Origin of the sequence: Aeromonas sp. 600948 (assembly GCF_049174875.1) — a bacterium.
Taxonomy (GTDB): Bacteria; Pseudomonadota; Gammaproteobacteria; order Enterobacterales; family Aeromonadaceae; genus Aeromonas; species Aeromonas veronii_A.
In genome coordinates this window covers 175,060-196,837 of sequence record NZ_JAAKTY010000002.1, presented here as the reverse complement: position 1 = coordinate 196,837, position 21,778 = coordinate 175,060, and the positions used below count along the sequence as shown (strand labels likewise).

The window sequence follows — 21,778 nt, the reverse complement described above, 5'->3', positions numbered from 1 at the left end:
GCGCGCTTTTTTATGACTGCCGTTTATCGGCGCGCTGCCGGCAACGACAATCCTGCCGAGCAATGGGACAGAACCAGACAGCCAAACAACGGCCATAAAAAAACCGATGCCTGGGCATCGGTTTTTCACTATCCGGCACGCAGACCCGATTACAGGGAAGCGGCGTTCTCGGACAGATACTTGGCAACGCCATCCGGGGAGGCGGTCATGCCTTTCTTGCCTTTCTCCCACTGAGCCGGGCACACTTCGCCGTGCTCTTCGTGGAACTGCAGGGCATCCACCATGCGCAGCATCTCGTCGATGTTGCGACCCAGCGGCAGATCGTTGACTACCTGGTGACGAACAACACCGTTTTTGTCGATCAGGAAGGAGCCACGGAACGCCACACCGGCTTCCGGGTGCTCGACATCATAGGCTTTGCAGATCTCGTGCTTGATGTCGGCCACCAAGGGGTACTTGACTGGGCCGATGCCGCCGTCTTCGATCTTGGTGTTGCGCCAGGCGTTGTGAGAGAACTCGGAATCGATGGAAACACCGATCACTTCCACGCCACGCTTGTTGAACTCTTCCAGACGGTGATCGAAGGCAATCAGCTCGGACGGGCAGACGAAGGTGAAGTCGAGCGGATAGAAGAACAGGACGGCTGCCTTGCCTTTGATGTGGGATGAGAGGGTGAACGAATCAACGATCTCGCCATTACCCAGAACGGCTGCGGCGGTAAAATCGGGTGCGGGACGGCCTACCAATACCATATTCAATTCCTCTTTAAGTGAAGTGAACAATCCAGTCAGGATTGGGCTACCAAGAGCCTAGTCCGTCTAATTCAAGCGACAAACTATAGACCCGGTGGTAGATTAGTTAAATCAAATTAAATAGATAGCATTAATCGGATTTTCCTATGCAACGTTGGCCCAGCCTCAAACAGCTGCAATATCTGGTCGCTCTCGACGAGCACAAGAACTTCAACCGCGCCGCCAAGGCCTGTCATGTCAGCCAGTCGACCCTGAGTACCGGGATCCAGACGCTGGAAGAGATGATGAACCTGCAACTGGTGGAGCGGGACCACAAGAGCTTCATTATGACCCCGGTCGGCATGGAAATCGTCGAGCGCGCTCGCAATTTGCTCTCCGATGCGCGAGATCTGATGGAACTAGGTCAACACCAGGGTGGTGTGATGCAGGGGACCGTGCGTCTGGGCTGTATTCCCACCATCGCCCCCTTCCTGCTCAGCAAACTGCTGAAAGTATGCAGCAAAACCTATCCTGACCTCGAATTGTTACTGCGGGAAGACACCACCAGCAATCTGCTCAAGCAGCTGGAACAAGGTCAGCTCGACTTGCTGATCCTCGCTCTCCCCATCGAGATCGGTGGTTTTCACTGCAAGACCGTCGGCCAGGATCCGTTCCACATGGTGATGCCCGCCAGCATGGCGGCCGGTCTGCACACCCCGTTCGACTACAAGGAGCTGCCAAACCAGAGCATCTTCCTGCTGGAGCGGGAGCACTGCCTCACCGAGCACGCAGTGAGCGCTTGCCGTCTGCGGGACAAGAGCAAGATCAATCCCTTTGCCGCCACCAGCCTGCACACTCTGGTGCAGATGGTCGAGGCGGGACTTGGCACTACCTTCCTGCCTCAGATGGCCATCGACGCCGGCATTCTTGCCAATTCGGATCTGGTCGCCATTCCCCTGCCGGGGGAAAAATCCTATCGCGAGATCGGCATGGTTTGGCGTCCCAGTACCACCCGGGTGCAAACCTTCTATAAGCTGGCCGAATTGCTTACCCCACTGATCAATCCCGCCCACTGACCCCGAATGCCAGCCGCAGGCTGGCGTTTTTCGCTTACTTGCCGCATTTTCTCCTTTCGGGACTAGGTATCAAGCCAGATCCCTGTTTATGATGGAAAAGTTGTCACGCCACTGGCGGCCGTCACCATATTCTGTCCGGGGTGGCGGTTAACAGACGTATCTATTGGTAGACCCCGTTGTGGAGAGCTCTCCGATGTACCGCAAGCTGATGCTATCCCTGCTGACCCTGCTGCTGGCCGCCTGCTCCAGCACGCCAGAGCCACCGCCGCCCCGCCAGCAGAGCAGTGCCTTTGACGGTTTCTACCAGCAGTGGCGTGGCGTCCCCTACCGGATGGGCGGCACCAACCGCGCCGGACTCGACTGCTCCGCCTTCACCCAGCTCGCCTACAATCAGGTGCTGGGAGTCAACTTGCCAAGAACCACCGAATCCCAGGCCAGTATCGGCAAACCGGTGGATCGCTACCGGCTGCAACACGGGGATCTGGTCTTCTTCAAAACCGGCTGGCAGCAGTACCATGTGGGGGTCTATACCGGTGCCGGCGAGTTTATCCACGCCTCCACGAGCAAGGGTGTAATCCGTTCGAGACTCGACAATGTCTACTGGAACAGCCGCTATTGGCAAGCCCGTCGGGTAACCCAGTAAAGGTTCAAACACCTGCCCGTTATACTGCTGGACTCCGTCAATCCCGGTCGCCAGGTCGAGATAATCCCCTGCACTGAAAACTCAATTGGCCCCAAAACCTGCCTTTCATACCATTTTGTGATAAGGTGGTGGCCAATTTTTAGCACTTTCGCGCTTTTCTCATACGCTATCTGTCCTGATTGACAATAAGCGAAGCAGCGAAAGTGGCTGTGACAGCACTGCCGGACGGGTGGCTCACAGCAGCAGTATCAAGGGTTAAATAGATAAGGAGATCATCCAATGAAACAGTATCAAAACTGGCTGGGGCAATACCTGATGAGTCGCCGTGACGGCGACCACGCCATGGCATGCGAGATGGCGAGTTCCATCTGCGAGTTCTGGCAACAACAGGGAGATGAAACCGAACTGGACAAGTGGCAGCAGATTTACCAGAACCATCTGGAAAAGACCACCTGATCCCGACCGTCACCTTGCTGCCAGCCATCTGTTGGCAGCAAGGCTGCCCCCTATTGCTTCGCGCATAGCCAGTTCCCGCATAACGCCCTTTTGCATGCCCCCTCTACCATTTCTTGAGTCCATGACAGTGCTCATCCAGAACCAAGTGTCGAGCTCGTCGATGCAACCGGACACAACAGGGTTCCCCACCCTGTTTCCCCGGATTTCATCCAAACCAACCGCGTCCTCACGGCGGGTTTTCTGTTTTGAGAACAAGGGGATGGGGCTGTTCTGTCGCAGTCCATGGCGACAATTTCCCCAAGTTGGTCAGTTTGTGCTAAAATGGCGCTCATTTTTTGACATCTCGCGTCACGTTCGCCGCCAGATTGCCCATCGGGCTCTCTGCCCGGGTCGTGACTTTGCACCATCATGCCTGATGATGTTCCCCCCAAGATGAGCCGACAGGCTCCCGTCAAGGTGGGCACCCTCAAGGGCACATGAGATAAGGAGATCGGGTAATGAAACAATATCAAAGCTGGCTGGGAGATTATCTGATGAGTCGACGTGACGGAGATCATGCGATGGCTTCGGAACTTGCCAACACCATCTGCGCCTTCTGGAAGGCCCAGGGTGATGAAGCAGAAACCAGCAAATGGCAGCAACGCTATCAGCAACACGTAGAGCAGGCGCAATAAGCCCCTGCACTCTTTCGCGATAAAAAAACCGGCGCACATGGCGCCGGTTTTGCGTTTCTGGCAAGCAGCAGATTACATCTGGTCGATCATGTCCTGAGCAAACTGGGAGCAGGAGCGCAGGGTGGCTCCTTCCATCAGACGCTCGAAGTCATAGGTGACGGTCTTGTTGCGGATCGCCGCTTCCATCCCCTTGATGATGAGATCGGCCGCTTCAACCCAGCCCATGTGGCGCAGCATCATCTCGGCGGAGAGGATCAGCGAGCCCGGGTTGACCTTGTCCTGACCGGCATACTTAGGTGCAGTACCGTGGGTCGCTTCGAACAGGGCCACACCATCGCCGATGTTGGCACCCGGCGCGATACCGATACCGCCTACCTGAGCGGCCAGCGCGTCGGAGATGTAGTCGCCGTTGAGGTTCATACAGGCGATGACGTCATACTCGGCCGGACGCAGCAGGATCTGCTGCAAGAAGGCATCGGCGATAACATCCTTGATGACGATGGTCTTGCCGGTTTTCGGGTTCTTGAAGGAGCACCAGGGGCCGCCGTCGATCAGCTGGGCGCCGTACTCGTTCTGAGCCAGAGCATAACCCCAATCCTTGAAGGCACCTTCGGTGAACTTCATGATGTTGCCCTTGTGCACCAGGGTCACGGAGTCGCGATCGTTGTCGATGGCATACTCGATAGCGGCACGCACCAGACGCTCGGTACCGGCTTTGGACATCGGCTTGATGCCGATACCACAGGACTCGGGGAAGCGAATTTTCTTCACGCCCATCTCGTTTTGCAGGAAGGCGATCACCTTGTTCGCTTCGGCGCTGTCAGCCTTCCACTCGATACCGGCGTAGATGTCTTCGGCGTTTTCGCGGAAGATCACCATGTCGGTCAGATCAGGACGCTTCACCGGACTCGGGGTGCCATCGTAGTAACGTACCGGGCGCAGGCAGATGTAGAGATCCAGCTCCTGACGCAGGGCCACGTTGAGAGAGCGGATACCGCCGCCGACCGGCGTGGTCAGCGGGCCCTTGATGGCCACGCAGTATTCGCGAATGAAATCCAGGGTTTCGGCCGGCAGCCAGGCACCTTCACCATAAACATGAGTCGATTTCTCGCCGGTGTAGATCTCCATCCAGGCGATCTTGCGCTCGCCCTTGTAGGCTTTCTCGACCGCAGCATTCACCACATTCAACATGGCAGGGGTTACGTCAACACCGATGCCATCCCCTTCAATAAACGGAATGATCGGATGGTTGGGAACCTGCAGCTTGCCGTTGGCATCGACTGTGATTTTCTGACCCTGGGTCGGGATTACTACTTTGCTTTCCATCGGCATCTCCTAACTTCCGTTTGTTATCAACTTGTTTGTTGCGCGCGGCCATCTTAGCCCATTCATTTTCATAATAAAACGACAAGAAAGCATGTCAGACCAAAGAGGTAGCCACCCGCCAGTGCACCGTCACAACGCCTTGCCGACCCCGCCCCGTTATCCCTCCAGCTCGCTGGCCGCCGCCTGCGGCTGACTCAGGGAACGGTACTGGGAAGGGGTCAAGCCGGTCTTCTGTTTGAACACCCGGCAGAAGTAGTTCACGTCGGTAAACCCGCAGCGATTGGCAACCTCTTCGAGACGGAAGCGATACTTTTTCAGCATGAACTTGGCCCGCTCCAGCCGCACCCAGCTGATGTAGTCCGCTAGCCGCATGTGCCCCTGCTGGCGGAACAGGCGTGAGAGGTGGCTGGGGGAGAGATTGAAGCGGGCAGCGATGCATTCGCGACTGATGGGGCGGTGGAAATTTTCCTGAATGTAGATGCAGATGCCGTGAAAAAGATCGGAGCCACGAGGACGACCGCTCTCCGACTCCACCAGCAACTGCCGTGAATAACTTAGCAGCGCCTGCAGCAGGTGATTGTCCATCGGTGCCCTTATCGGCTCCTGCGCAAGGGTGTTGAGGGAGAGCAGGATATGATCGAGCGCCCGTCCGGCACCGGCCTGAATACTGTGCTTCTGCACATCGAAGAAGCCGGTGTCTCCCTTGTGCTTGCTCACCAGACTGAACCCTATCTGACGCTTGCCGAACAACAGGCTGAGCACGGAACAGTCATTGTCCCAATCCGGCTTGTTCCAGCCGTTGGGGGGAATGTACATCGCCTCCCGCGGCCCCATCTGTACCGACTGCACATCCCCTTCCGGGGACCAGATCTGGTTGAGATAGTGGCCACTGAATACCAGCTCGAGACGCGGAAAATTGACCTGATAACTGAAGCAGGGAGGCACCCCTTTGTCAGAGGCAAACAACACCTTCTCAAAGCCTCCCCCCTCACTTAGAAAGCCGTCCAACAGCTGGGTAAAGATGATACTCATGAATGATCCTGATCAAGATGCAGAGAGCAACCGATTGCGGTGCGCTGCCCCTGCCATGCTATAGTCCGCGCCAGACTGAAATTCCCAAAAAATCGTTCTGATACAAGGAGCCATCCATGAGCTACCCGCCGTTTTTTCTAATGTGCAACCCGATCCAGGATTATGTCTGGGGCAGTCGTGACTCCCTGACCACGCTGTTTGGCATCAAAAATCCCGAAGGCAAACCACAAGCTGAACTGTGGATGGGCGCTCACCCCAATGGCTGCTCCGAAGTGACCCTGGCAGGCGAGACCGTGAAGCTTTCCAGCCTGATTGACGCCAACCCCGTCGCCATGCTGGGCGAAGCTACCCAGGCTCGTTTCGGCTCACTCCCCTTCCTGTTCAAGGTGCTCTGCGCCGAGCAAGCCCTCTCCATTCAGGTACATCCGAGCAAGGCACAGGCCGAAGCCGGTTTTGCCAGAGAAGAGGCCGCAGGCATCGATATCAAGGCGAGCAACCGCAACTACAAGGATCCGAACCACAAGCCGGAGCTGGTCTTTGCCCTCACCCGCTATCAGGCGATGAACGGCTTTCGCGCCATCCCGGCCATCCTGGCCCTGTTCGATCGCATGGCGCTGCCCGCCCTGGTCGACCTGACCGCGGCGCTTCGCCAGTCACAGGATGAAGCTGGCCTGCGGCACTTCTTCCACCAGTTGCTGATCCTCAGCGGTGATCGCAAGGACGAGGCGCTGGCTCGCCTGCTGGCCTATGCCGCCGCCCATCAGGATGAAGAGACTTTCGCCACCATCAGCAAGCTGGCCAACCAGTACCCGGGGGATGTGGGGCTCTTCTCGCCGTTGCTGCTCAACGTGGTGACACTTGAGCCGGGTCAGGCGATGTTCCTTGATGCCCAGACCCCCCACGCCTACATCCACGGCACTGGCCTCGAGATCATGGCCAACTCCGACAACGTGCTGCGTGCCGGTTTGACCCCCAAATACATGGATGTGCCGGAGCTGCTGGCATGCACCCGCTGTGTCGCCAAACCGGACGACCAGATCCTGCTCACCCCTCGCATGGAAGGCACAGTACAGCACTTCGACGTGCCGGTACCGGATTTCACCTTCAGCGTATATGGCGCAGGCGAACATGCCCTCACCACCGGCAATGCCGAGATCCTGTTCGCCATCGATGGGCCCATCACCCTCATTGGCCAGGATGGTGAGCGTCTGACACTGACCATAGGGCAATCTGCATTTGTACCCGCCAGCACCGGCGATTATCGCGTGACGGCTGAAGGGCGTTTTGCCCGCGCCAGCAACCGCTGATCCTGGTGGGCCATCGGCTCATCACTCTCTGTTCAAAGGGCCCAGCAGGGCCCTTTTTTTCAGCTCATCTGACCATGTAGAGCCCGGTACGACTCACAAAATCGGTCATTTAACTCAACATCGAAGAATAACACGCTGAATTATAATGATTAATATCATTTAGCCTCCCTGGTCACGCCACCCTGCAGTTATGCGAGCCAGCTCACACCCTTCCCCACACGTCATAAAAATCCAGTTAATGCCATTTTTTTCCTCTGTCCCAGGATATTAATCAACGAAATAATAGAAACAGTTAATTTACAGGCAGCAGGAAAAACATTTAAGAGCATTTATATATTCCAGATGTAACACAGCTCAGCCACTTATTTCATAAGTGTAAGGGGCGATTTTTTAAATCAGGCTATAGGTGCCTGTTATTTTCCTGCGCATTTATTTTTCCGCCTGTATGGCCAGAACGTTTTCACTATCCATTTTATCTGGCTGATATTCCCCCCGTCACCCTCTATATCCAGTGACAGTCGGGGTAATACATGCAGATGGCTCTCTCATCCGGCAGATATTCATTGGCTGGCCCGGCGTTCTGCATTATCTGTTTTTATACGTTCGATACCCTACTTTCATTAACCTGTGGCGACAAATATGAAACTGAAACGTTCCCTGCTCGCGTGTGCCGTACTGGCTGGCCTGGTTGGTATATCCGGTTGTCAAAATGACTCGGATACCGCTGTCGATAACAATAAAGAGACGAACGTCTCCCGTTACGTCAATCCGTTCATCGGCACAGGTAATTTGGGCAACACCTATCCTGGTGCCACTACCCCGCATGGCATGGTGCAACTGTCGCCCAATAATGGGGCCAATGGCTGGGAATATATCTCCGGCTATTACTACCACGACAACCGCCTCGCCGGGTTTTCCCACACTCACCTCTCGGGGGCCGGAGCTGGAGATCTCAACGATATTCTGGTGATGCCGATCAACTCACGCTCCAATTTCATGCTGAACGAGGGGTCGGCCTCACTGAATCTGGAGGCCTCCCGCTACAGCCACAAGGATGAAGAGGCAACGGCGGGCTACTACAAGGTCAATCTGAAGGATTACGGGATCAAGGCCGAGCTGACCGCCTCGGATCGGGTGGGGGTTCATCGCTACACCTTCCCGCAAGATAAAAAATCGGAAATCGTGGTCAACCTCGGCTTCAAGGTCAACTGGGACTACACCTCCGACTCCTATCTGAAATGGGACAAAACCCACAACCGGATCGAGGGCCATCGCTTCTCTGACGGCTGGGCCCCCAGCCAGAAAGAGTTCTTCGTGATGGAGTTCGACCAGCCCATCAAAAACATCCGCTTCGCCTACTTTGACAAAGACCAAAACCGCTATCTGGACCTGCCGGAAGGCACCACCGAGATCGGCAACGAGACCCGTGGCAAATATCAGTACGCGCGTGCCTATGTGGAATTTGATACCGCAGCGGCGGGCTTGACTGTCGAGGCCAAGGTAGCCCTCTCCAACGTCGAGATCGGCCGGGATGGCAACGCTGGCGCCTCACTCAACATGACCGAAGTGGCCAATATGTCGTTTGACGATGTCCGTCAGGCTGCGACCCAAAAATGGGAAAAGGAGCTGGGCAAAATCCGGGTCAGTGGGGATGAGGAGTACAAACAGACCTTCTATACCGCGCTCTACCACACCTATCTGGGCCAGACCATTCACTCTGATCTGGACGGACGCTACCGCCAGGTCCATCAGGGGCGCAACGCCTATCCGGATGGCAACACGCCGTGGGGCGAGCAGATCGACACCCTCAAGGAGTCGGTGCGTACCGCCGATGCCAACCGGGATGGCAAAGCGGACTTTACCCGTTACGACACCTTCTCCCTGTGGGACACCTACCGCGCAGTACAACCCCTCTCGTCACTGCTGGAGCCGGATCGCCTCGCCGATGTGGTGCTCTCCATGCTCTCCTACGCCGAGGAGGAGTGGATGGACGATCTGGGCAACCTGCGCAAGGGCAGATTGCCGGAGTGGACCTTCAAGGGTAACGAGACCGGCATGATGATGGGGATGCACTCCACCCCGGTGATCCACGACGTGCTCTCCAAAGGCTCGCTGGACAGACGGATGATCGCGCTGGGCTTCAGCGATGCGGAACGTCAGGAGATCAAGGAGCGACTGGTGACCGCCATGATCACCGACGCCCGCGCAGCCACCAGCCAGGGAGTCGCCTGGATCAAGGAGTACGAGCAGCAAGGCTATGTGCCTGCCCAGTTGCATGACACTCCGCCGGGCAATGACTGGGAATCTCACTCCCCCTTCAAGGATGCCTGGACCTCCTCCTACTCGCTGGAGTACTCCATGAATGACTGGGCGATCGCCCAATCGATCAAGGCAGTATTTGGCGAAAGTGACCCCCGCTATCAGGAGTTTGCCGATAGATCCAAGAACTGGCAGGCGCAGTTTGACTTTGGCGGCAAGCAGTACAAAGGGTGGTTCAAGGCCCGTGACTACGATGGCAACTTCATCGATGCCGGCTGGGTAGACCCGAAAACCGGCCGGGCAGTGGGCAAGGATTGGCGCCCCGACATGTTCAACTGGTCATTCGCCGAGTCCAACGGCTGGCAATACGCCTTCAGCGTTCAACATGACATTCATGGCCTGGTCGATCTGATGACCCGGTTCGACCAGACCCGGAATCCTCAGGCCAAACGGGGCGAACTGTTTGCCAAACGGCTGGACGAGTATTGGAGTACCTATCCGGATCGCAACGCTGGCGACAACCAGTTCCCGGTATTCAACACCGGCAACGTGGGACAGCATGTGCAGGGCAACGAGCCCGATATCCATGTGCCCTACCTCTACAACTACGTAGGACAGCCCTGGAAGGGACAGGCCGCCATCGTGGCAGCCACCAACGTCTGCTACAAGAACACCCCTGACGGCATCTGTGGCAACGATGACTTTGGCACCCTCTCTGCCTGGTTCGTGTTCCGGGCGCTGGGCTTCTTCCCGGTCAATGCCTCCTCCGGCATCTACGAGATTGGCACCCCCATGTTCGAAACCGCCTCGCTCGATGTGGGTGCGGGCAAACAGTTCACCGTCACGGCCCAGAATGTCAGCCGCGACAACATCTACATCCAGTCCGCTCGCCTCAATGGCAGCGAGTTCAATCGCAGCTACCTCACCCATGAGGAAATCCTCAGTGGCGGCAAGCTTGAATTCGTGATGGGCGATAGCCCCAACCAGAATTGGGGCAGCCAGCCGGAAGATCTGCCGCCCGCGCAAGGTATCGGCACCTTCCTGCACGAAGGCGACCTGCCTGCCGGTTCCCGTTAATCACCTGTTCGGGGGAGGACTTCCTCCCCCATCACCACTCAAAAATGGAATGACCATGTTCAAGTGCAATCTTCTTTCTCTTGCGGTGATTGCCGCACTGACCGGTGGCATCGCCGGTTGCAACAGTGAGAGCGAGTCTACCGCTATCGAGAAACCGGTAACTCCGGTTGTCGATCTGTCGGTACTGAAATACGTTGACCCCATGATAGGCACCGCCGCATCAGGCCACACTTTCCCCGGTGCCACCCGCCCTGCCGGCATGGTGCAGCTCTCGCCGGATACCTTTATTGGCTCCAACACCGATCACGAGAGCGGACTCAACCCCTGGCACTCAGCCTCCGGCTACTGGGACTCTTCCAATTACCTCACGGGCGAGATCGTCGCAACCGATGTTCCGCTCTACGGCTTCTCCCATACCCATCTCTCCGGCACCGGCGCCACCGATCTGGGCGACATTCTGGTACTGCCCTACGCCGAGATGGCCGACGCCCAGATAAACGCCTTTGACAAAACCAATGAGCACGCCAGCGCCGGTTATTACAAAACCAGACTGAACAAGGGGGAGATTGAGGTTGAACTGACCACCACCAAACGAGTCGGTTTGCACCGTTACACCTTCGCCAAAGGAGCGGATCGGAATGTGAAATTCGATCTGGGTCATACCCTGCTGAACAACAACGGCCAATCGCTGAAAAACAAAATCGAAGTGGTGGATGAGTACACCCTGCGTGGCCGCAAAACCTCCACTGGCTGGTTCCAGGGACAGAACCATCAGGGCCAGAACATCTTCTTCTACGCCAAATTCAACCAACCTGTGGCCAGGGCCATGCTGGGCGAGCAGGACAAGATGCCCACCCGGGAGATGCGCCCCAACAGCGTCTATCAAGGGGATGACCTGACCGCCTACCTCAATTTTGGCCAGGGTGACCAACCGCTCGAGATCCGGGTCGGTATCTCGGCGGTGAGCTGGCAAGGAGCACAGAAGAATCTGGAGGCGGAAGCCCCCACCTTTGATTTTGCCAAGGTGAAGTCAGACGCAGAATACGCGTGGGCCGAAAAGCTGGCAACACTCAAAACCGAAGGGGGGACGGAGACCGAGAAGACCAATTTCTACACCGCTCTCTACCACATGATGATCGCCCCTATCGAGCTCTACGATGTGGATGGCAAGTATCTTGATATGCAAGGCACCCTGCGCACCCTGCAACCTGGCGATACCCCCAACTACTCCATCTACTCGACCTGGGATACCTTCCGCGCCGTTCACCCCATGTGGACCATCATGGACCCGCCACAGGCGACTCTCTACGCCAAGGATCTGATCCGCAAATCCAACGTGGAGTTCGGCCTGCTGCCCAAATGGGAAGGCCACGGCTCGGAAACCGGCACCATGATTGGCTACCCCTCGGCGGCCATCCTTGCCGATGCGGTGACCAAGGGGCTGATCGATGCGCAAGAGGCACTGGAAGCCTCGGTCAAATCGGCCCACTACCGGCCTGCCGATTACCCGCAGATCCATGACGACATCCTGAGCTCGCTGATGGCCGGTCAGCTCAGCTATCACGAGAAAGAGCAGTGCGTCCGTTATCCCAACTGGAACTCGGTCTCCTACTCGCTGGAGTTCTCTTTCTACGACTGGACCATCGCCGAGATGGCGAAAGCCGCGGGCGACATGACTACCTATCAGGAGTTCAAGGCACGATCCTACAATTCGCTCAAACATTGGGATCCCCAGGCTGGCAATGCCGATGGCAAAGGCTTCTTCGTACCGACCGAGCTGAAAAACGGTGACCCGTGCGCCCTGAAATACGCGGCGGCCGATTTCGATCCCTACAAGTCGGATGCCTTCTACTACACCGAGGGCAATGCCTGGCAGTGGCAGTGGTCCTTCATGCAGGATCTCGACAAGCTGACCGAGATCATGGGTGGCCAGCAGGGACTGAACGACAAGCTCGACAACCTGTTCAACGCCGACCCCAACGGGGGCGAAGCACATCAGGACATGACCGGTTACATCGGGCAGTACATTCATGGCAACGAGCCCTCACACCACGTCATCTATCTCTACAATCGCACCGCCCAGCCCTGGAAAGCGCAGGAGTACCTCGACCGGGTCTATAAGGAGTTCTACAAAACCACCCCGGATGGCCTGATCGGCAATGAAGACGTCGGCCAGATGTCGGCCTGGTACATCATGAGTACCATGGGCTTCTATCAAATCTCCCCGGGCGACCCGACCTACACCATCGGTCGTCCCATCTTTGACAAGGTCACCATCAACCTGCCCGACGGTCAGTTCAACGTGGTAGCGCAGAACAACAGCCCGGACAACCTCTATGTCAAAGAGGTCACCATCAATGGCAAGCCACTCAACCAGTACAACACCTTCGCCCACAGCGAGATCCGTCCCGGTGGTGAGCTGCGTTTTGTGATGACCAACCAGCAACCGACCCCGTAACTCTACAAGCGGCAAGCCACCCGGCTTGCCGCTTTTTCATCTCCGGAATTTGAGGAACAACAATGTTCAAACCCCACAAGCTGGCCATCATGGTGACAGCCCTGCTTGGCCTCTATGGCTGCAACACAAATGATGAGACTACTGACAATGGCCGCCCCGATAATGCCCTGCAGGTGCTGCAATATGTCGATCCGCTGATCGGCACCGATGGGCTGGGCAATGTCAATCCGGCCCCTGTCATGCCGGAAGGGATGATCCAGCCGGGCCCGGACAACTGGAATCCGGCCAACTGGAATGGCAAGGGATCCCCTTCCGACTATCACCACCATCTGGCCAAGCTTTCCGGCTTCAGCAGCACCCATATCTCGGGGGCAGGCAAGGGGGATCTCAATGATTTCGCCTTCTTGCCCTTCACCGGCAACAATACCGACCCGGTCACCATCAACAAGCCTGGCGAACTGTCGGAGGTGGGCTATTACAAAGCGGATCTGGTGGAGACCGGCATCAAGGCCGAACTCACTGCCACCCAGCGGGTCGCCTTCCACCGTTACAGCTATCCGGCGGGTGAAGATCGCAAAGTCCAGCTTGATCTGCAGCACGAGCTGCTGGAGCAGTATGGCAACCACTCCCGCAATATTTACTTCAAGCGGGTGAGCGACAACGCAATTGCCGGAGCCAGAACCAGCAACGAGTGGGGGCAGTGGCAGACGGTCTTTTTCTACGCCGAGTTTTCCGAGCCGTTTGTGGATCAGATCCTCTATGTCGATGGCAAATTGAGCAACGACACCGAGGTGGGGTTGGCCGATTACATCGGGTATGGCGAAACCAGACCCCGGGTACGGGATGTGGTGACCCAGCTCAACTTTGCCAAAGGGGAACGGCCCATCACCATGAAGATGGCCATCTCGGGCACCGGCATTGAGGGGGCCATGGCCAACCTGCGCGCCGATGAACATGACTACCGCTTCGATCAGGTGGTGCAGGAGAACAAGCAGGCATGGGCGAAAGTGCTCAATAAGTTCACCCTGGAGGGTGGCAGCGATGCCGACAAGACGATGTTTTATACCTCGCTCTATCGCACCTACATCGCCCCCTTCGTCTATCAGGATATGGATGGTCAATATCGCGGAATGGATGGCAAGGTGCATCAGGCCAAGCCGGGCTTTACCAACTATTCGGTCTACTCCATGTGGGACACCTTCCGCGCCGCTCACCCATTGAAGACCATCATCGAAAAAGAGCGATCCATCGACTATGTGCACGATCTGCTCAACAAATATAAAACCGGCGGCATCATGCCCAAATGGGAGCTGCACTCCGACTATACCGGCGAGATGGTCGGCTACCCGGCGGTCTCCATCATCGCCGACGTCATCGTCAAATACCCGGATGCATTCACACAGGAAGAGATAAAGCTGGCGCTGCAGGCGGCCAATGTCTCCGCCAACTTTGACCTCGCGCTGACCAAAAGCTGGGTGCCCTATCAGGATCCCTGGAACGGCGACAAGCGCTTCACCGTGATGACCCGTCACGGCCAGTATGCCGAGCAGCACGGCTATGTCCCCGCCAACGTCAAACTCAAGCCGGAAGAGGGCGGCATGGCGCAGGACAAGTACGATGAACTGGTCAACGAGTCCGTCTCGTACGGTGTCGAGAATGCCTACTATGACTGGTGCATCGCCCAGCTGGCCCGACTGGCTGGCGACAAATCCGCCGAGAACCGCTATCTGGCCCGGGCGACTACCTGGCGCGCCTATTTTGACTACAACCCGGCGCAATATGGCAAATATGGCGCGACCGGCTTTATGCGCCCCAAAAATTACGATGGCAGCTGGGTCAACAATTACCCCTCCTGCGCCATCGATAAAAACGGCAATCCCGTTACACCACCACAAAACTGTGACACCAACGACAGCAGCCGTTATGACATCTTCTGGCCCTATCGGGCCGAGCACAGGGGGCAGGACTTTACCGAAGGCAATACCTGGCAGTGGAGCTGGTTTGTTCCCCACGATATCGAGGGGCTCAAAGAGGTGATGGGGGGCGAGGAGGGATTCCGGAAGAATCTGGATGCCCTCTTCACCGCCAACTCCAACGCTGATACCTCGCAAGGGGATATGACCGGCTATATCGGGCAGTTCGTGATGGGGAACGAACCGGATCACCATGTTCCCTATCTCTATAACTGGACCAAGGAGCCGTGGAAAACCCAGGAGTATGTGGATCAGGCGGTGCGCAGCTTCTTCCACCCGACCACCACAGGGCTGATTGGCAATGAGGATGTGGGGCAAATGTCCGCCTGGTACATCATGAGTGCGCTGGGCTTCTATCAGGTCACGCCGGGGCTCCCGGTCTACACCATAGGTCGGCCACTGTTTGACAAGGTGATCATGGATATCGATGGCGGAAAATTCACCGTGATCGCCGAAAACAATGGCACCCAAAATATCTATGTGGAATCGGTCACCATCAATGGCAAACCATTGGGGGAAAACCTGACGTTCAATCACAGCGATATTCGTGCCGGTGGTGAACTGAAATTTATCATGACGGCGCAAAAACCGATCCGCTCAGATAATAAATAACCATCATGCACTATCAATATATGTTCAGGCCCAAAGCTTCCTTTGGGCCTCTTTTTTGTTCACTAACAAAAATGTTCAAAAATATACCGCACGCAATTACATGATACCCGGATCACAAACAACGCGCCTTGCCACAAAAGTCTAGTGAATGACACTTTTTTACTCTGTCGATGAAACAGATGGCATGGGAATAATAGTGCTCGCCGGGATCAATGCCATCGAGCACCAATATTGCTCAGGGATCGCTCCGGTCTCATAAAAATAGATCATGACTGCTCACCCTCTACCCGATGGAGCCGCTCAATATGTTCAAGAAAAATATTCTGGCCATTGCCCTGACCAGCACAGTAGCCATGTTATCCGGCTGCGATTCAGATAACAGCAGCGACAATAACGACGATCAAAAGCCAACGCCAACCAATGTGTTGCAATATGTGAACCCATTCGTTGGCACTGGCTTTAACGGTCACACCTTTCCCGGCCCTGTGGTACCGGAGGGCATGGTGCAACTCTCGCCGGATACCGAGTTGATCGGCTGGCACTCCTCCTCCGGCTATCACTTTGACAAAGATACCCTGTTCGGATTTTCCCACACCCACCTCTCAGGCACCGGCATGGGGGGGCTGGGGGATATTCTGTTCCTGCCCTTTACCGAAGATAAATCCAAATACATCGAGCAAAGCGATGATTACCGCAAAGCCATCTCGGTCAAAATGGACAAAAAATCCGAGCAGGCCGAGCCTGGCTACTATGCGGTGCGCATCGCCGAGAATGGCATCAAGGCCGAGCTGACCGCCTCCGAGCGGGTGGGCTTTCACCGCTACACCTATCCGCAGGGGCAACCCCAACGGCTGAAGATCGATTTGAACTCGATCCTCAACAGCGACTGGGGATCGAGTTCGCTGCGCAACAAACTCACCGTCAGCGAAGATGGCTACACCATCACCGGCGAGCGAGATGCGACTCACTTCTCCGGCTGGGCGAAAAACCAGAAGATCTTCTTCCATGCGACCTTCGACAAGAAGATCAAAGGGGTCTACATCCTCGCTGGTGGTGTGCCGGTAGAGGGCTTGAGCGCCGAGCACAAGGCCAAATCCAAAGCGGATGTCACCGCTTACGTCGAATTTGAAGAGGGCGGCTCAGCCCAACTGAACGCCAAAGTTGCCCTATCGGCGGTCGATGCCACCGGCGCATGGAACAACTACCAGGCCGAAGGGGATGTTTCGTTTGACGAGGCCCGCGCCAACGCCCGCGAGAAGTGGGCCAACGCCCTCAATTTCACCATCGAGGGGGGCAGCAAGGAGCAAAACGAGATCTTCTACACCGCCCTCTACCACACCAAGATCGCCCCCATCGTCCATCAGGATGTGGATGGCAACTACCGCGGCATGGGCAAAGGGGCGCAGGCCAAGGGGGAAGGCAGCTACTCCATCCACTATGGCCAGGCAAGCGAAGATCAGCCCAACTTCTCGGTCTACTCACTGTGGGACACCCAGCGAGCGCTGCACCCGCTTAAAACCATCACCGAACCCACCCGCGCCGTGCAGTATGCCAAGAACCTGCTCCAGAAGTATCTGGAGAGCGGCCTGCTGCCCAAGTGGGAGCATCTGGGGGATGAGACAGGCACCATGGTGGGCTATCCGGCGGTGGTGGTGATTGCCGACGCCATCACCAAATACCCCGATGCCTTCACTGCGCAGGAGAAAAATCTGGCGCTCACGGCCGCCATCGACTCCTCCACCTATACCAACTACCCCATGCTGGCGACCGAGTGGGACAAGGCGGTGCTGGACAAGACCCTGACCAACCACATCGATTACATCGAAAAGAACGGCTTTGCCCCGGCAGTGCAGCGGATCGACGGTCAGCCCGTCTTCGCTGACTACACCCTCGAGTCGGTCTCCTACGGTCTGGAGAACGCCTTCTATGACTGGGCCATCGCCCGGATCGCCAAGGCGGCCGGCAACCCGGCGGCCGAAGCGCGCTATCTGGCCCGTTCTAACGGCTATCAGCGCTACTTCGACCACAATGCGGCCGAATACGCCCAGTACGGGGTGACCGGTTTCATGCGTCCGGTGATGATCGATGGCGCCTTCATGACGCCGTTTGATCCCTATGGCACCGAACATGAGACCGGCAACTATACCGAGGGCAACGCCTGGCAGTGGACCTGGTTTGTGCCCCATGACATCAAGGGTCTGAAAACCGCGATGGGCGGAGAAGAGGCCTTCAAGCAGAATCTGGACGCCACCTTTGCTGCCGAGAGTCAGGGGTCGGAGACCGCTGACATGACCGGGATGATGGGTCAGGTGGCCTTCGGCAATGAACCCTCCCACCATATTCCCTACCTCTACAACTGGACATCGGAGCCCTGGAAAACTCAGGAGACGGTCGACTACATCCTCGACACCATGTACTCGAACACCCCGGCAGGCATCATAGGCAACGAGGATGTGGGCTCCATGTCTGCCTGGTATGTGATGTCAGCACTTGGCTTCTATCAGGTGAATGCGGCAGACCCCGTTTACACTATTGGCCGCCCGCTATTTGCCAAAGCGACCATCCCGGTCAAGGGGGGAACCTTCACCATCATCGCCGATAACAACAGCGCCAAGAACCGCTATGTCCAGTCGGTCACCATCAATGGCAAACCGCTCAAGGATGGTCTCTTCTTCGAGCACAAGGAGTTTGTACCGGGGGGCAACCTCCACTTCGTGATGGGCGATACCCCGCCACAAAAGTAACGATCGATAGCATTGAAGTGACATTCAGCACGCAATCCGAAAATGTCACTTTGTGATACCCGACGGCCCACGCCAGATGGATTGATAAAATCCAATCAGCGCTGGGCCATTTTATTTTCCAGTGGGAAACCCAGGTTCAGCCATTAACCCGTTTTTCTCAAATATGCCTTAAATCGGGCAATAAACCGCAAAAAATGGCTGTAAATCCCATTACAAGGGTTTTTCTGTCATACCTTGACCGCTGTCACATCCTGCCATTAATTAAACAAAAACCACTATTGAGTTAAAGATCAACACTTTGCGAGCTGGATCACACCAGCAAAACCATGCAACAAAAATCCAGTTATTGCTACATTCATCGCCTGTCCAACCCTACCCGTGAGGGCAATAATGAGCCCAATTCGCAACGCATGACTTAGCCCTTACAGGGAAGGAGAGTGAGATGTTACCCACCATGACCAACGGCAGACTCATCTGCCTGGAGTTGAAGGCCACCAGCAAGGAGGCTCTGTTCGACGAGATGGCACAGATGCTGGCGCGCGATGGCGCCGTGTCTGATCAACAGCAATTCGTCAAGGATATCTGGGCCCGCGAGCAGCTGGACTGCACCGGCTTCGAGCAGGGTGTCGCCCTGCCCCACGCCAAGAGCAAGGCGGTCAGCCGTCCGGCCATAGCCATCGGTGTCAGCCGTCAGGGTATCGAGTACGGCGCCGAAGATGGCAAACCGACCCAGCTTATCTTCATGATCGCCTCCCCGGATGGCGGCGCCAACCACCACATCGAAGTGCTGGCCGAGCTCTCCACCCGTCTGCTGGAACCGGGCTTTATCGAGCAGATGAAAGCCGCCACCACCGTCGAGCAAGCGCTGACCCTGCTCAAGCAAGGCCCGAAAGTGCAAAAACCGGCCCCAGCCGCCAAACCGGCTGCCACTGCACCGGCTGAACCCGAAGAGCGCACCTTCAAGGATCGCCTCAATACCATGAAGCAGCACCTGCTGTTTGGTACTTCCCACATGATCCCTTTCATCGTGGCGGGCGGTGTGCTGCTGTCACTGTCGGTGATGATGAGCGGCAAGGGCGCCGTGCCGGAAGCGGGCTTCCTCAAAGACATGGCAACCATGGGGATCGCCGGTCTGACCCTGTTTACCGCCGTGCTGGGTGGCTATATCGCCTACTCGCTGGCTGACAAGCCGGGCCTGGCCCCGGGCATGATCGGCTCCTGGATTGCCGTTCAGCACTATCAAACCGGTTTCCTCGGCGCCATTCTGGTGGGCTTTATCGCCGGTTTCGTGGTCAATCAGCTCAAACGGATCAAGCTGCCTGACTCCATGACCTCCCTCGGTTCCATCTTCATCTATCCGCTGATCGGTACCTTTCTGGTGTGCGGCATCGTGATGTGGGGGATCGGTGCCCCGATCGCCGCCATGATGGAAGGGATGAACCACTGGCTCTCCAGCATGGCGGGCTCAGGTAAAGTGATGCTGGGTGCCATTCTGGGTGGTATGACCGCCTTCGATATGGGCGGCCCGGTCAACAAGGTTGCTACCCTGTTTGCCCAGACTCAGGTCAACACCCAGCCCTGGCTGATGGGCGGCGTCGGCATCGCCATCTGTGTGCCGCCGCTCGGTATGGCACTGGCTACCCTGATGTCTCCGAAGCGTTACAAGAAAGAGGAGCGTGAATCCGGCAAAGCGGCCGCCATCATGGGCATGATCGGTATCAGCGAAGGTGCAATCCCGTTTGCCGCCGCGGACCCCATGCGTGTCATCCCAGCCATCGTCGCAGGCGGTATCGTCGGCAACATCACCGGCTTTATGATGCACAGTATCAACCACGCCCCTTGGGGTGGCTGGATTGTCCTGCCGGTTGTTGAAGGCAAGATGGGCTACATCCTGGGTACCATCCTCGGCGCCCTGACCACCGCCATCATCGTCAACCTGCTGAAGAAGCCGGTGAGCGAAGAAGATGACGTCACTACCACCCAAACCAGCTTCGAAGTCATTGAAGCGGAAGGAGAAGCAGACGTACTGGCCATCACTGCCTGCCCGTCTGGCGTGGCCCACACCTTCCTCGCCGCCAAGAGCCTGCAGAAGGCCGCCGCCAAGCAGGGGATCAAGATCAAGGTCGAGACCCAGGGCGCCAACGGCATCATCAACCGCATCACCGCCAAGGATGTCGCCAACGCCCGCTGCGTCATCTTCGCCCACGATGTGGCCATCAAGAACCGCGAGCGCTTCACCAATATCGAGGTCATCGATGTGAAAACCAAAGAGGCGATCCACAATCCGGAAGCACTGCTGGCCCGCACGCTGGGCAACAAGGCAAACGCCGCCTGATAACCGTCAGACTCCACCTATAACAAGGGGCCCATCACTGGCCCCTTTTCGTTGCCTGTCGAGCAACCGCACATCATCCCACCGACCAAGCCACTGATTTAAAACATATTAACCAGTCACATCACGGGTCTTGGCGAGCCGTCACAGAACGGTGACGTGTAAAAAAACAGCAATTGAAGCGCTGGTCAGATCTCATGTCAAATGGCTCCGCCTACTAAACTGGAGCATCACAAAAATGATAAAAATCAATAAATTGGTTCTGGCTGTTACCCTCACCCTCACTGCCACCCCCTTGCTGGCCGCCCACTGGGAGTGCGGTGAGCACGTGCGCTTCGGCCTGCCCTCCGAATCGGATCAGAAGCTCTGCCGTGAAGGGTATGCCGTCGGCTACAACTACGACTACAAGGTGGCGGACTGGGTCTCCTACCGGATGACAGCCCAGAGCGCACAGGGCACAGTGCCGCGCAAGGATGCCTTCGCCGAGGACAGGGAGATCCCGGTTGCTTATCGCGCCACCCTCTCCGACTACAAGGGCTCGGGCTACGACCGTGGCCATCAGGCCCCGGCGGGGGACATGAAATCGAACAAGAACACCATGAAAGAGAGCTTCCTGCTGAGCAACATGACACCGCAGATCGGGGTGCTCAACCAGAAGGCGTGGCGCGTGCTGGAGGACAAGGTGAACAAGTGGGCGGTCTCCCGCAAGGATGTGCAGGTGATCACCGGCCCCATCTTTACCGGCTCTGAAGAGTCCATCGGTCAGGGTGTGGCGATCCCGAGCGCCTACTACAAGATCGTGATGGACCCGGCCAGACTGCAGGCCATCGCCTTTATCATGCCGCAGGAAGAGGTGCCTATTAGCCAGATCGCCGACTACCGGGTCTCGGTGCGCGAGGTGGAGGAGCAGACCCAGCTCAACTTCTTCAGCGATATGCCCGAAGAGCAGCAAGAGACGCTGGAAGCTCGCGTCTCCCCGATGTGGAACTGACCGCGAACACTCGCCAACAGATGGATTGACACCCCATCTGTCTTGCATCGCGATAGATAGAGGGAGGGAGGGACCAGCGCCCCTCCC

14 protein-coding genes are annotated in these 21,778 nt (G+C 56.8%); 11 read left to right on the top strand and 3 right to left on the bottom strand.

Annotated elements, in window-relative coordinates; genetic code table 11:
* Positions 1–149: 149 nt before the first annotated feature.
* Positions 150–752, bottom strand: coding sequence for a peroxiredoxin C (locus tag G5182_RS02585; protein WP_216953261.1), 603 nt, complete (start codon positions 750–752; stop codon positions 150–152).
* 146 nt (positions 753–898) lie between these two features.
* Here G5182_RS02585 and G5182_RS02580 point away from each other — a divergent pair, with 146 nt between their 5' ends.
* From G5182_RS02580 to G5182_RS02565, 4 genes are all read left to right on the top strand, one after another.
* Positions 899–1,807, top strand: coding sequence for a hydrogen peroxide-inducible genes activator (locus tag G5182_RS02580; RefSeq protein WP_216953260.1), 909 nt, complete (start codon positions 899–901; stop codon positions 1,805–1,807).
* Positions 1,808–2,000: 193 nt separating this feature from the next.
* Positions 2,001–2,450 carry a C40 family peptidase gene (locus tag G5182_RS02575; RefSeq protein WP_216953259.1) on the top strand — a complete coding sequence of 150 codons (450 nt, stop codon included), beginning with the start codon at positions 2,001–2,003 and terminating at the stop codon, positions 2,448–2,450.
* 279 nt (positions 2,451–2,729) lie between these two features.
* Positions 2,730–2,906, top strand: coding sequence for a hypothetical protein (locus tag G5182_RS02570; RefSeq protein WP_005347176.1), 177 nt, complete (start codon positions 2,730–2,732; stop codon positions 2,904–2,906).
* A 497-nt stretch (positions 2,907–3,403) separates the two neighbouring features.
* Positions 3,404–3,580 carry a hypothetical protein gene (locus G5182_RS02565; protein ID WP_005337712.1) on the top strand — a complete coding sequence of 59 codons (177 nt, stop codon included), beginning with the start codon at positions 3,404–3,406 and terminating at the stop codon, positions 3,578–3,580.
* Positions 3,581–3,652: 72 nt separating this feature from the next.
* On the opposite strand, the gene icd is transcribed toward G5182_RS02565, so the two are convergent.
* Both icd and G5182_RS02555 read right to left on the bottom strand, forming a co-directional pair.
* Entirely contained in the window at positions 3,653–4,906 is a 1,254-nt protein-coding gene (gene icd / locus G5182_RS02560; RefSeq protein ID WP_005347179.1) for an NADP-dependent isocitrate dehydrogenase, read from the bottom strand.
* Between the two features lie 156 nt (positions 4,907–5,062).
* Positions 5,063–5,938 carry an AraC family transcriptional regulator gene (locus tag G5182_RS02555; RefSeq protein ID WP_005347181.1) on the bottom strand — a complete coding sequence of 292 codons (876 nt, stop codon included), beginning with the start codon at positions 5,936–5,938 and terminating at the stop codon, positions 5,063–5,065.
* Between the two features lie 116 nt (positions 5,939–6,054).
* Between G5182_RS02555 and manA the strand changes: the two genes are divergently transcribed.
* The 7 genes from manA to G5182_RS02520 all read left to right on the top strand — a co-directional run bounded on the left by manA (position 6,055) and on the right by G5182_RS02520 (position 21,691).
* Entirely contained in the window at positions 6,055–7,245 is a 1,191-nt protein-coding gene (gene manA, locus G5182_RS02550; RefSeq protein WP_216953257.1) for a mannose-6-phosphate isomerase, class I, read from the top strand.
* A gap of 639 nt (positions 7,246–7,884) precedes the next feature.
* The gene (locus tag G5182_RS02545; RefSeq protein WP_227342364.1) at positions 7,885–10,581 is read left to right on the top strand and encodes a GH92 family glycosyl hydrolase; all 2,697 of its coding nucleotides are present in this window, start codon (positions 7,885–7,887) and stop codon (positions 10,579–10,581) included.
* Positions 10,582–10,636: 55 nt separating this feature from the next.
* Entirely contained in the window at positions 10,637–13,039 is a 2,403-nt protein-coding gene (locus tag G5182_RS02540) for a GH92 family glycosyl hydrolase (RefSeq protein WP_421254158.1), read from the top strand.
* A gap of 62 nt (positions 13,040–13,101) precedes the next feature.
* Positions 13,102–15,624, top strand: a complete 2,523-nt coding sequence (locus G5182_RS02535; RefSeq protein ID WP_421254157.1) for a GH92 family glycosyl hydrolase — start codon at positions 13,102–13,104, stop codon at positions 15,622–15,624.
* A gap of 305 nt (positions 15,625–15,929) precedes the next feature.
* A complete protein-coding gene (locus tag G5182_RS02530; RefSeq protein ID WP_266135106.1) occupies positions 15,930–18,368 on the top strand; it encodes a GH92 family glycosyl hydrolase in 2,439 nt (812 codons plus the stop codon).
* 442 nt (positions 18,369–18,810) lie between these two features.
* Entirely contained in the window at positions 18,811–20,703 is a 1,893-nt protein-coding gene (locus tag G5182_RS02525; RefSeq protein WP_227342359.1) for a PTS fructose transporter subunit EIIC, read from the top strand.
* A gap of 235 nt (positions 20,704–20,938) precedes the next feature.
* Complete coding sequence (locus tag G5182_RS02520; protein ID WP_005353183.1) at positions 20,939–21,691, top strand: DNA/RNA non-specific endonuclease; 753 nt, start codon at positions 20,939–20,941, stop codon at positions 21,689–21,691.
* Positions 21,692–21,778: the final 87 nt, after the last annotated feature.